Raw genomic sequence first — 12,984 nt, 5'->3', positions numbered from 1 at the left:
ATTTTCATATTGAATATGAATAACGATCAGGTGGGGTAATGACAAAGCAAAGCATCAACAGGGCAACTTACGATCAAGTAATGTTGCCAATTTATTCACCCGCAGAATTTATTCCTGTTAAAGGGATGGGTAGCCGTGTTTGGGATCAGCAAGGAAAATCGTATATCGATTTTGCTGGTGGTATTGCGGTTTTAGCACTAGGGCATGCCCATCCTGCTCTAAATCAAGCCTTAAAAGAACAAAGTGAGCAACTTTGGCACGTCAGTAATATTTTCACGAATGAACCTGCATTACGTTTAGCACAAAAATTAATAGATAACACATTTGCAGAACGTGTCTTTTTTGCCAATTCTGGCGCAGAAGCAAATGAAGCCGCATTTAAATTGGCTCGCCATTATGCCATTACTCGCCATAGCCCTTATAAAACAAAAATTATTGCCTTTCACAATGCATTTCATGGCAGAACGCTGTTTACAGTATCTGTTGGTGGACAACCTAAATATGCGGATGGTTTTGGTCCTAAGCCTGCCGATATCGTGCATGTTCCGTTTAATGACTTAGATGCCGTTAAAGCGGTAATGGATGACCACACTTGCGCCGTTGTTTTAGAGCCAGTTCAAGGTGAAGGTGGCGTAACAGCAGCAACGCCTGAGTTTATGAGAGGGCTACGTGAGTTGTGCGATAAGCATCAAGCACTGCTTGTTCTTGATGAAGTACAAACAGGTATGGGGCGTACCGGCAAGCTTTTTGCCTATATGAACTATGATGTGACACCAGATATTATTACAACCGCCAAAGCGCTGGGAAGTGGTTTCCCACTCAGTGCGATGTTAACAACATATGAGATAGCTTCTGCAATGGGTGTTGGAACTCATGGTACAACTTATGGTGGCAATCCATTAGCTTGTGCAGTGGGCAATGTCGCATTTGATTTAATTAATACACCTGAGGTACTTGAGGGTGTCGAAAAGCGCTATCAATGGATTGTGGATGAGCTAGCGTCAATCAATCAAACGTATCAGGTCTTTTCGCAAATCCGTGGACAAGGTTTATTGATTGGTGCGCAATTAGCGCCACAATATAAAGGTAAAGCCAAAGAGTTACTCGGTCTTGCTGCTAAACATGGCTTAATGATGTTAAATGCAGGAGCTGATGTGATGCGTTTTACACCGTCGTTAATTATTACCCAAGAAGAGCTACAAGAAGGAATGGTGGCATTAAAAGCGGCTATCGCAGAATTTGTAAAAGGGTAGTAGCAACTAAAAACCCCATCAGCGAGGATGGGGTTTACACAAAAAGTATATCAATAGCCCTGTTATGGGCTATTGTTTGTTTGAGCGGGGAAACTTAACGAGTCCCGTAAACGACGATAGTTTTACCGTGTGCGGAGATCAAGTTTTGATCTTCCAGCATTTTCAGAATACGGCCTACAGTTTCGCGTGAACAACCAACGATTTGACCAATTTCCTGACGTGTAATTTTAATTTGCATGCCATCAGGATGCGTCATTGCATCGGGTTGTTTTGCTAAGTTTAATAAGGTTTGTGCAATACGACCTGTTACATCAAGGAAAGCAAGGTTACCTACTTTTTCTGATGTTGTTTGTAATCTGTTCGCCATTTGAGCAGAAAGGCGCATCAGAATATCAGGGTTAACCTGAATTAATTGGCGGAATTTTTTATAGGAAATTTCTGCTACTTCACAGGCTGTTTTTGCTCGAACCCATGCACTACGTTCTTGATCTTCTTCAAATAATCCAAGTTCACCGATGAAATCCCCCTGATTTAGGTAGGAGAGGATCATTTCTTTTCCTTCTTCATCTTTAATAAGAACAGCCACGGAACCTTTAACAATATAATAAAGTGTTTCCGCTTTCTCACCTTGGTGGATCAGCGTGCTCTTGGATGGATATTTGTGAATATGGCAGTGTGACAAAAACCATTCAAGAGTCGGGTCTGTTTGCGGCTTGCCGAGAACCATTCGCGTTATCCTCTGTACGTTAAATGCAGCCTTTCAAAACGGATAGGCTCCCTTTTGAGACAGCGTGCTTAAAAATCCTATCTTTACCTATTAACTTCCTGAGAACACGGTAAGTTAATATGGAGTAGATTATAATAAATGAGAAAATAATGCATTGATCTTAACCACTATCATCAAGCAGATATTGTTTTTAACACAATTAGTGCATTAAGTCTCGTTTTACGCAGTCAGCATAATAAACCTATTTGCTAATTGCTAGTTGAATTATGAGAATGTACTCTTTTAGTTTCTGTCATCTTTAGGGGGAAAATAAATGGAAGCACGAGTTAAGTGGGTTGAAGATTTATCTTTTGTCGGCGAATCTTCATCTGGCCATCAAATTATGATGGATGGGAATTCGGGCGATAAAGCCCCAAGCCCAATGGAAATGGTATTAATTGCTGCGGGTGGATGTAGTGCTATTGATGTCGTAAGTATTTTACGTAAAGGGCGTCATCAAGTAACTGATTGTGAAGTGAAATTAACATCAGAGCGCCGTGAAGAAGCCCCTCGTTTATTTACTGATATCAATTTACATTTTATTGTTTCAGGTAAAGAATTAACGGATAAAATCGTAGAACGAGCCGTTCAATTATCCGCAGAAAAATATTGTTCTGTTTCCTTAATGTTAGGAAAAGCAGCCAATATTACGCATTCATTTGAAATAAAAGATGCCGACTAATTTTGATATTTTAAAATAAAGTTTAATTTGAAAAATAATATCCCTTAATTAATGGGATATTATTTTTATAGAGATAAATTTTATTTTGGTTAACTTATCTTTTCGCCATTTAATAATTTTTTGACTAATGGTGCCATAATTAATTCCATCGCTAATCCTAATTTCCCGCCCGGTACAACAATAGTGTTTATTGTTGACATAAACGAGCCATGTAACATCGCAAGTAAATAGGGAAAATCAATATCAGTTAAACCACGAAAACGAATAACAATAAAGCTTTCATCGAGAGTGGGAATTGCTTTGGCAGAAAAAGGGTTCGAAGTATCAACAGTCGGAACACGTTGGAAGTTAATATGAGTGCGTGAGAATTGAGGAATAATGTAGCTAATATAATCATCCATTGAGCGTACAACGGAATCTCTTACCGCCTCTTGTGAGTGTCCTCTTTCTGTCGTGTCTCGAATAAGCTTTTGTATCCACTCTAGGTTGACGATAGGAACAACACCGACCAATAAATCAACATGTTGAGCTACATCATGTTCGTTGGTAACAACGCCACCGTGCAATCCTTCATAAAAGAGAACATCAGTATTATTAGCTAATGGCTCCCAAGGGGTAAATGTTCCCGGTAATTGGTTGTAAGGAGTTGCTTCATCATAAGAGTGTAGATATTTGCGAGATTGTCCTTGTCCTGTATCGCTATATTGACTTAAGGTCTTACTCAGTAAGCTAAAATCATTTGCTTCAGGGCCAAAATAACTGATATGTCTGCCTTGTTCTCTAGCTTTTCTTATCGCCATATCCATTTCAGGACGGGTATAGCGATGAAAACTATCTCCATCAATCAATGCAGCATTTGCATTGAGTTGTTGGAATATTTTACGAAAAGCTTGGCTTGTTGTGGTGGTTCCTGCACCGCTTGAGCCAGTCACTGCGATGATAGGATGCTTAATTGACATAGGTTATCCTTTTGCTAAATAAGGTTGGCCCTTATTGATGGCGATACATCGCTAACTTTGAATAACTAATCAGAGCGAAATTGCGATGCAGGCATAATATTGACGCTCTCATGAAGTTCAGACCAAACTAACACGGCCTCACCGGATTTAAGCTGTTTTTTGACGTCGGCGACTTTTTGTTCAAGCGTTTTCTCTTGGATACCATAATCAGTACCTTCGCGTAAAACGAAACTTTCAATGAGATTGTCTAGTGTTTCAGTTGAAAGCTCGTTCCAAGGTATTATCATTTTGCTTTCTCCAAATAGGTCGCCAACCAGTCAGGGATACGGCTTTCTAGCCACATCACTGGTTTAGAGAGCTTTCCTCCAACAAATCCTACATGTCCACCAAACTCAGTAAGTTGATATTCAATGTTATTGGGTAGTGTTTTGACATCAGGAATAACATCCGCAGACATAAATGGATCGTCTTTAGCATGAATGATAAGTGTCGTTTTCTTTATTTTATTTAATAAAGGCAACGCACTGCATTGGCGATAATAATCTAATGCATCTTTAAATCCGTGAATTTTAGACGTAATAAGATCGTCAAATTGACGTAGTTTTTTGATGGATTTTATCGTCAATAAGCTAATCGGTAAGGATTCTGGATAGCGAATAAGTTTTCGTGTTGCGTTGTTTTTGAGCTCTTTTAATAGATACCATTGGTAAAAACGGGAAAAACCATGTTCAATTTTTGTTGAGCATGGTTCTAGCATTAATGGTGCAGAGACAATAACAGCAGCGTCTACAACTGCATTTTCACCACTTTCAGCAAGATAATAGGCAAGCATATTTCCACCAAGTGAATAGCCAACTGCGGCTGTTGGTTGCTCGCCAAATTCCTTTTTCAACCAATTTAAGAAGTAGCGAGCATCTTCTGTTTCACCTGAGTGATAAATGCGATTTTGTCTATTGGGTTCACCACTGCATCCTCTAAAATGCATCACAACGCTTAGCCAGCCTCTCTCTTTTGCAGCAGCTAACATGCCATGAGCATAAGGGCTACTAAACCCACCTTCTAAGCCATGAAAGATGACTAAGCGTGGTTTATCGAGTGCCGTCGTTGGGTCTTCACTCCATGCTAAATCGACAAAATCATTGTCCGGAAGATTGAGCCGCTGCCAATGTGGCGTAAGTTGTGGCGTCCTACGTACAATTCTTGGTAAGAGCGTTTGTAAATGTGGATTTTTAGCCCAACGCATTGGATTAAAGTATTGAGACATATTTTCCGTCTATCAAAATGAATTAACACTTGTTTGCTAAATAACATACTGCTATTTTCGGTGAAAATAAAACGTCTGTCACATCTTTGAGCCACTTTATGACAATTAGCCTTATTTTCTCTTTAACTATTTTCCTGTTTATTGCAGCGATAACACCTGGACCGAACAATTTACTGCTTACCTCATCAGGGGCTAATGTAGGCTTTAAAGGCTCGTTAAAGCTAATGGCAGGCATTATGCTGGGTATGCAATGCGTTTTATTGAGTTCTGCATTTGGCGTAGCCGCATTATTGATAATTTATCCTGCACTGCATATCGGATTGAAGATAGTCGGGAGTGCGTATTTACTTTGGCTTGCTTGGAAAACAGCGACATCATCTTATCAGCGTTTAGATATTCCAGCAAAAACACCCCAAGCAGTAAGTTGGTTTCAGGGCGGATTATTGCAATTTCTAAATCCAAAAGCATGGATGATGGGATTAGGCGCAGTAGGGAGCTTTAGTCTATCGGGTGATGCTTATTTTAGCTCTGTTATTGCTATTAGTATTGTTATGGTTATTGTTAACTTCGTTGCTGGTATTGTTTGGATATTAGGCGGAACATTAATTAGCCTATTTTTACAAAGCAGACGCTCTTGGTTTATTTTCAATATCTCAATGGGGCTATTAACGGCGCTCTGTGTTCCTTTGATTTGGATAGAGTAAACTCATAAAATAGGTATAAATCAAGGGTTAATCAAACTTTTTTGATTTAAATGATGTTTTTTTAAGATTGGTTGAAATGATCTCTCTTGATATGTGTCAAAAAAAGAGTATTCCTCTATAAAAAGAGAGATCTACGATCGCCCACTGACACAATCATTCATGTTAAAATGCTCTCTTATATCAAGTGATGACTGATTTTTAGTCGTTACATAGATCCTATTATTTAACTATTTAGTTTTTTATTTCTTATTATTAACACTATTAAAATGGACAACTAACTATTTTATATGGGAATTATTTATTCTTTTTAATGTTTCTATTAAAGTAATTTTTATTACGTTTATGTGTTTGAATTGTTATTAAATAAAAGGAAGTGTTTGAAAATAACAAATTATTAAGAGTAAATAGATTAAGTCTATATCGTTCTATTGACCTAAAAGAATAAATTATTATTAAAAATAGAGAGGGAATAAATTAAGTATTATAAATGTAGGGATTGATGAGCATAGTTCTGATTGAAAAGATATTTATAAAACTATTATAAAAACAAGTATTCTAATAATAAGGTAATTTTTTCTATGCTTTATTGTGACTCATTTTCTATTTTTAATTGATTTTATTCTAAAAAATTAATTGTTTTAGGTATTAAACGCTGTACCAAGAATTACTCCATATATAACTATATAGTACTCGAAGTGGATATTGTCATTATGCCGACATTAACGAAAATTGCCTGGATAAAGCCGGGTATGGCTACAAATCAGCGAAAAATAGCAGACTACATTTTAGATAATCCAGAGAAAACAATCACTTTATCGTCACAGCAACTTGCTGAAACAATGGGTGTGAGTCAATCTGCTATTGTTAAATTTAGTCAAAAAATAGGATTCAAAGGCTTTCCTTCTTTGAAACTTGCCATTAGTGAAGAGCTAGGTCGAAAGAACGCGAATTCAGGAGCAAATCCGAGCCTATTACATAATCAAATAGGCTCGGAAGATAGTTTAGTGGTTATTGCACAGAAACTTGCTCAAGAGAAAAATAATTCAATTTGCGATACGACTCGCCAAATTAATTACCTTCATTTTGAAAAGGTGATCCAACTTATTGATGAAGCTCAACGAGTTCAGATTATTGGTATTGGTGGTTCAGGGCTAGTTGCTAGAGACTTAAGCTATAAATTACAGAAAATAGGAATAACCACGCTGATTGAAACAGATCATCATGTTCAGATATCTGTTGCCCAAATGTTAAGTTCAAAGGATTTACAGATAGTCATTTCTTATAGTGGCAAAAGAAAAGATATGTTAGTTGCAGCCTCTGTGGCTAAAAAACAAGGGGCAAAAATCATTGCTATTACAGGAGAAAAACACTCTCCATTAGGAAGGATTTCTGATTATATATTAGAAACAATTGCGGATGAAGGTGAGTGGCGAAGCGCTTCAATTTCTTCACGTACAGCACAAAACACGATCACTGACCTTATTTTTATGGCGTTATTAAAGAAACGAGATGAGTGTGCGAAGACATTAGTGCTAAGTTCACAGGCATTAATTAATAGCCTGGATAATTAAAAATTTTGAACTGATTCAAAAAACTAATATTTAAATGTAGGTATTTCCACTTATTACTAAAGTTATTCTCCTAACGGCCGAAACGATAGTTATTTAGGCAGTCTTTTTTTGTTGAGATGTTTTAATTTCAATGTCGAGGAGAGTAACTAATGCGTAACAATCAACCGGTGACACAGCGAGAATACCCGGTATCTGAAAACGCAACACTGATGTCGACGACAGATCTTGATGGCAATATTATTTATGCCAACGAGGACTTTGTCGAAGCCAGTGGGTTTTCAGTGGAAGAACTTGTGGGGCAACCCCACAATATTGTCCGACATCCAGATATACCTTCAGAAGTCTTTAAGGATATGTGGAGGACGTTAAAGCAAGGCGAAATTTGGACCGGGATCGTGAAGAATCGTCGTAAAAATGGGGATCACTATTGGGTAAGAGCGAATATCACTCCTATTATACGTCAGGGTAAGATTCAAAGTTTTATGTCAGTAAGGACTGCTGCAAAAAAAGAGGAAATAGCACAAGCCTCAGCACTTTACGCCGCATTTAATCAGGGTAAGTATCCTTCACACACGTTTTTAAAAGGTGCTTTTGTTTATAAAGGGTGGCAACGTTGGCGCTCATGGAATCAAACAATTTCATTAAAAAAACGGCTCCGTCTTTTTATTCTCTTACCCCTACCTTTTATGTTGTTAAGTGCATGGTTTGCTGGTTTGTCGGGTTATGCTCTTTTTATGCATATCGCAATTTTACTGGTATTACTAATGGCAAATGAACGTATTCTCTATTTTCAGATTGTTAAGCCCATTAGGCTACTTAATAAGCAAGCGAATCGTGTTGCAACAGGCGATGAACATAACGTTACATATATAAATCGCATCGATGAAGTGGGTATGACACAGCGTTCAGTTAATCAATTAGGACGCATGTTCCGTTGGTTAGTCAGTGATGTGAGTCATCAAATTCATCAAGTAGATATCTCTTGTGATCAATTAGCCGCAGGTAATCGCGATCTGTATGTAAGAACAGAGCAAACCGCCAGCAATGTTGAAGCAACCGCCTCAACGATGAATGAATTAACGACGGCGGTAAGCAGTAATAGTGAAACGGCAGGACAGGCAAACAACCTTTCTAATATTACTTGTGAGGCTGCGATAAAAGGAGGTGGTGCAATGGATAATATCGTCAATACGATGAATGATATTGCGAAGAGCTCTGATCGCATTAGTAATATCATTGGTGTTATTGATAGCATTGCCTTCCAAACTAATATCCTTGCACTAAACGCATCCGTAGAAGCCGCCAGAGCAGGTGAACAAGGTCGAGGTTTCTCGGTGGTTGCAACAGAAGTAAGGGAGCTAGCACAGCGCAGTGCTGAAGCGGCGAAAGAGATCAAAACATTGATCAGTGCTTCAAGTAGCAATATCAAAGTTGGCTCAAAGCAAGTCAATGAAACCGTCGAAACAATGGAAGATATTGTGGTACATGTTAAAAATGTGACTGATTTAATTGGTGAAATTAGTCTTGCATCATCAGAACAGAGTGCAGGTTTAAAAGAGCTTGGTCGCGCTGTTGAAAAATTGGAATCGATTACGCATGAAAATGCGAATTATGTTTCTAAAGCATCAATGATTTCAGGTGAAATGAAAGTACAAACTAATTACTTAGTTAGTGCAATCAATGTATTTCATTAATTTGTCATTATTTAAGAAGTAAAAGAAAAAGACACCTACTAAAAATAGGTGTCTTTGTGTTTATCTAAATCACGTTTTTATCATGATAAAATCAATGGCTTAAAAGCTTGTCCAATCATCATCTTCACCATCATTTACAGTCGCTGTTCCTTTTGCTGGCTTTTTCTCTTTCGCGTCATCCTTGACTGTATTTTTTATCTTCTCATCTTTTGTATGCAGTGATTTTTCAGATGAGAATTGTTTTTCTATTACTTTGTGTTGTGCCTTCTTATTGAACTGTTCACTTTCAGCCGTTTTAAACTGCTCAACGATTTGTTCAAGATTACCCGCTTCTTCAGTTAATAAGCTGGCAACAGCAGATGATTGTTCAACCATAGTGGCATTTTGCTGTGTGGCTTTATCCATTTCAGTGACCGCAAGAGAGACTTGAGTAATACCTCGAGTTTGCTCTTCTGACGCAGATAAAATTTCTGTCATTGAATCTTCAACATGTTTTACGGACGTCAATATTTCGCCCATAGAAATGCTAACTTGTTCAACCAGATCGTTACCATGACGAACACGGCTAATAGAGGCATCAATTAACTCTTTTATTTCCTTTGCAGCTTCGGCACTGCGTTGTGCTAGCTCCCTTACTTCTGTTGCAACCACCGAGAAACCTCGACCTTGTTCACCTGCTCTTGCGGCTTCAACCGCAGCATTTAACGAGAGAATATTGGTTTGGAAAGCGATGCTATTGATAACGGCAGTGATTTCACCAATTTTTTGTGAGCTATCGGCAATATCAGTCATCGTTTTCACCATTCTATTGGTGACATCGCCCCCTTTGCTGGCAATATTGGAAGTCTGACTGATAAGGTGTGAAACTTCACGAGCACTTTCTGTATTATTTCTCACTGTTGCTGTGAGTTGCTCCATACTTGATGCGGTTTCTTCTAATGCACTCGCTTGCTCTTCGGTACGACAAGAAAGATCGGTATTCCCTGCAGATAATTCTTGAACGCCTGTATAAATATGATGGCTTGTCCCTCGGATCGCATTCACAATTAATGACAGTTCAGTACGCATATATTGAATACCTGTTATTAATTGGTCGATTTCATTATTTCCTTTCGCTGTGACATCTTTATTTTCTAATAAGTTTCCTTGTGAAATTTCCGACATATAATCGACAATTTGATTGATACGTAAAACAATATTTCGACGTATCCAAAGTACAACAAGGACAGTAAAAAGAATAAAAACAAACATAAAGACAAAAGCTAAAACCAAGGTACGTTCATAATTACCTTGAGCTGCTTTTATTGCATGAGTAACAACGTTATCACTGAGATAATCTGTTGCTTCATAAAGGGATTGAGTAAAGCGCTCATTGGTATTATGTGCATAAAGAGATTGAAAACCGTAGTAATCACGAATTTCTAAACACGATACAAGTTGGTCAAGATCGTAAAGCACACGGTTAAAGAGTTTTTTCATGCTCTCTATTTTTTCGGGATCAAAATTTGCTTCTTCGGTAGCAGTGAAGTATGTAGTTATAATACGTATAACTTCTTGTTTTCTTTTGGGATAAGAGGAAATGAAATCAGAAATTTTATTTTCTGCAATATCTGGTGTGAGATGAGCTTCAAACATAACATTTAGCATATCTTCACGTAATTTATTTAATTCAGCATAACCATAATCCATCGTTTTTATCTGTTCAAAGCCATTCGCTAATTGTGAGATCCGCTTATTTGTTAAACTCGCATCACGGATACTCATTGCACCAGAAAAAAGTTGAATGGCGCAAAACAGTATTAAGATAAACATTAAGCCATTAGATATTTTTATTCGTTTCAGCATAGCCTTACCTATTTAATTGGTTTGTAGGACACACAGCAAGGAGCGATAACTATTTATCAATTAAACTTATTCGGCTAGATGTTTAAAAACTTTACCTTTTCTACTCTTTTTGATAGTAAAGACGACTTATATTTCTTTTTTTAGCTTTAATTGCCAGCTAATGGCTAAAATTTTCTAATGATTAATAGAAAAATCTATAAGTATATTAGCTTACTTATTTTTTGTGTTAATTGTTAATTTATAAATTTAAATAATCTTTTGTTGGATATTAAAGCGATAATAAGCAGTATTTTATTTTTATTTATCTTTTTATCTTATGATAAGACAAATAAAATTATCGCTTTCATAAACACTCTTAATTTTTCTTAAAAAATGTGTTTATTTCGTATAAAAAATGATCTTTTTTTTGTGTTTATGTGCGGTGAGATTAGAAATACTCCCAGAAAAAGCACTGGGAGTATGGTAGGTAGAGGTTTTGTTATATGTTCTGGACTATTTTCTACACAGCTATCTTTCACATCATAGTGTGAGAGATATCATTAAAAGCTTTCCCAATTATCGTCAGTTTCATGATTATTGGTTTTGATTGTTGGTGTTTTAAGTGTTTCCGAGTCTTGTGATTTAGCTGAAAATGCAGGCAACTTAGTTTTAGTTGGCGCAACTTTTTCGTGCTCCACTTTGAATGTATTCACAATCGTATCCAACATACTTGCTTGTTCACTTAATGTGGCAGAAGCAGCCGTTGATTGCTCAACCATCGCCGCATTTTGCTGAGTGGCTTTATCCATTTCATTAACAGCAAGGCTGATCTGTGCAATACCACGGGTTTGCTCTTCTGATGCAGATAAAATTTCTTTCATCGAACCCGAAACATGATTAACAGATGTGACAATCTCACCCATTGATAAACTTACTTGTTCGACAAGATCATTACCTTGTCTAACACGTAATATTGTTGATTCAATCAGCTCTTTGATCTCTTTCGCCGCTTCTGCACTACGCTGTGCTAAATTACGAACTTCACTTGCAACCACAGAGAAACCACGGCCTTGTTCACCCGCTCTAGCCGCTTCAACGGCAGCGTTTAGGGCTAATATGTTGGTTTGGAAAGCAATATCATCAATAACTGCGGTGATTTCACCAATTTTTTGTGAGCGGTCGGCAATGTCTGTCATTGTCATTACCATCTTATTACTATGCTCACCACCTTGAACGGCAATATCAGCAGTACTCATAACAAGCTCTGTGACTTCACGAGCGCTTTCTGTGTTGTTACGAATAGTTGCGGTCATCTGTTCCATGCTGGATGCCGTTTCTTCTAATGCGCTGGCTTGCTCTTCCGTTCTACTAGATAAATCATTATTACCCGCAGCAATCTCTTGTACGCCAGTATAAATGGTTGCACTAGTATTTCGAATAGAGCTTACCATCTCTTTTAATTGAGCACGCATTTGCTGTAAGCCGAGCATGAGTTGATCAATTTCAGTCTTACCTGAAACATCGCTATCAATACGACTGACTAAATCACCTTTAGCAATTGCCTCTTGATAAATGATCATTTGGTTAATGCGCACAATGATGTATTTGCGGATCCAAATAAGCACTAAGGTGGTAAAGATGAGGAAGATACCCATAAAGAGTGATGCTATCCACAACATGCTGTGGTAGTTATCTTCTGCTTCAATCACTGAAGGATTCACAACTTCATCGGTAATAAAGTCCGTGGCTTCATACAATGAATTCGTGAAGTTAGTGTTTGCTGGGCTTTTTAAAATTAAACGAACTGCGTTAGTGTTGCGTTCACTTAAATACTGCGCCAGTAAATCAAGATCAGCTCGGCTCTTTTGATAGAGCTGTTTGATCTGAGCCATACGTTGCTGATCGAAACCTGTTTGCGCAGATAGCTCAACATACTCATTCATCAATGCATCAACTTGCGCTTTACGTGCAGGCATGGTTTGCATAAATGTGGTGATGTTCGCATCCTCAGCTTGAGGATTTGAAATATAACTAAATGCTTGTGCAATAATATCAGTACGTAATGTATTCAACTCCGCATAGGTATTATCCATTGTGCGTAGTTGATCGAAACTGTATGAAATTTTTTTAAGAGTATTTTGAGTCTGGTAGGCATCGTGAATGCTTTGTACTCCAGAAATGATCTGAATAATACAAAACAGAGTCAGGACACACATTAAACCTTGAGAGATTTTAATTCGTTTTAACATAACCCTACCTATTAGCTT

The 12,984-nt window shown here is 37.6% G+C and carries 11 protein-coding genes; 5 read left to right on the top strand and 6 right to left on the bottom strand.

The window, feature by feature from the left end; all coding sequences use genetic code 11:
- Nucleotides 1–38 precede the first annotated feature (38 nt).
- Complete coding sequence (gene argD / locus D7029_RS17340) at nucleotides 39–1,253, top strand: bifunctional acetylornithine/succinyldiaminopimelate transaminase (protein WP_088494370.1); 1,215 nt, start codon at nucleotides 39–41, stop codon at nucleotides 1,251–1,253.
- Nucleotides 1,254–1,347: 94 nt separating this feature from the next.
- Here the strand turns inward: argD and crp are convergent, their stop codons facing one another.
- Nucleotides 1,348–1,980 carry a cAMP-activated global transcriptional regulator CRP gene (gene crp / locus D7029_RS17335; RefSeq protein ID WP_004246872.1) on the bottom strand — a complete coding sequence of 211 codons (633 nt, stop codon included), beginning with the start codon at nucleotides 1,978–1,980 and terminating at the stop codon, nucleotides 1,348–1,350.
- A 313-nt stretch (nucleotides 1,981–2,293) separates the two neighbouring features.
- Between crp and D7029_RS17330 the strand changes: the two genes are divergently transcribed.
- Entirely contained in the window at nucleotides 2,294–2,701 is a 408-nt protein-coding gene (locus D7029_RS17330) for an OsmC family protein (RefSeq protein ID WP_023583286.1), read from the top strand.
- A gap of 89 nt (nucleotides 2,702–2,790) precedes the next feature.
- Here the strand turns inward: D7029_RS17330 and D7029_RS17325 are convergent, their stop codons facing one another.
- From D7029_RS17325 to D7029_RS17315, 3 genes are all read right to left on the bottom strand, one after another.
- Nucleotides 2,791–3,660 carry a phosphoribulokinase gene (locus D7029_RS17325; RefSeq protein WP_088494371.1) on the bottom strand — a complete coding sequence of 290 codons (870 nt, stop codon included), beginning with the start codon at nucleotides 3,658–3,660 and terminating at the stop codon, nucleotides 2,791–2,793.
- A gap of 65 nt (nucleotides 3,661–3,725) precedes the next feature.
- Nucleotides 3,726–3,947, bottom strand: a complete 222-nt coding sequence (locus tag D7029_RS17320; protein WP_036933921.1) for a YheU family protein — start codon at nucleotides 3,945–3,947, stop codon at nucleotides 3,726–3,728.
- Nucleotides 3,944–4,924, bottom strand: a complete 981-nt coding sequence (locus D7029_RS17315; RefSeq protein WP_088494372.1) for a hydrolase — start codon at nucleotides 4,922–4,924, stop codon at nucleotides 3,944–3,946. The genes D7029_RS17320 and D7029_RS17315 overlap by 4 nt, the downstream gene beginning before the upstream one ends.
- Before the next feature lie 98 nt (nucleotides 4,925–5,022).
- Between D7029_RS17315 and D7029_RS17310 the strand changes: the two genes are divergently transcribed.
- The 3 genes from D7029_RS17310 (at nucleotide 5,023) to D7029_RS17300 (ending at nucleotide 8,893) form a co-directional block, all read left to right on the top strand.
- Nucleotides 5,023–5,628: a LysE family translocator gene (locus tag D7029_RS17310; RefSeq protein ID WP_194951366.1), complete on the top strand. Its 606-nt coding sequence runs from the start codon at nucleotides 5,023–5,025 to the stop codon at nucleotides 5,626–5,628.
- Between the two features lie 710 nt (nucleotides 5,629–6,338).
- Nucleotides 6,339–7,199 carry an SIS domain-containing protein gene (locus D7029_RS17305; RefSeq protein WP_165122195.1) on the top strand — a complete coding sequence of 287 codons (861 nt, stop codon included), beginning with the start codon at nucleotides 6,339–6,341 and terminating at the stop codon, nucleotides 7,197–7,199.
- A gap of 149 nt (nucleotides 7,200–7,348) precedes the next feature.
- Nucleotides 7,349–8,893, top strand: a complete 1,545-nt coding sequence (locus D7029_RS17300) for a methyl-accepting chemotaxis protein (RefSeq protein WP_088494375.1) — start codon at nucleotides 7,349–7,351, stop codon at nucleotides 8,891–8,893.
- A 99-nt stretch (nucleotides 8,894–8,992) separates the two neighbouring features.
- Here D7029_RS17300 and D7029_RS17295 read toward each other — a convergent pair whose 3' ends face one another.
- Nucleotides 8,993–10,738, bottom strand: a complete 1,746-nt coding sequence (locus tag D7029_RS17295) for a methyl-accepting chemotaxis protein (RefSeq protein ID WP_194951365.1) — start codon at nucleotides 10,736–10,738, stop codon at nucleotides 8,993–8,995.
- Between the two features lie 539 nt (nucleotides 10,739–11,277).
- Entirely contained in the window at nucleotides 11,278–12,966 is a 1,689-nt protein-coding gene (locus D7029_RS17290) for a methyl-accepting chemotaxis protein (RefSeq protein WP_088494377.1), read from the bottom strand.
- Nucleotides 12,967–12,984 lie beyond the last annotated feature (18 nt).

This window comes from Proteus vulgaris (genome assembly GCF_016647575.1).
GTDB lineage: Bacteria > Pseudomonadota > Gammaproteobacteria > Enterobacterales > Enterobacteriaceae > Proteus > Proteus mirabilis_B.
Note: the sequence above shows the minus strand (reverse complement) of the source record. Positions and strands in the feature narration are given on the sequence as shown.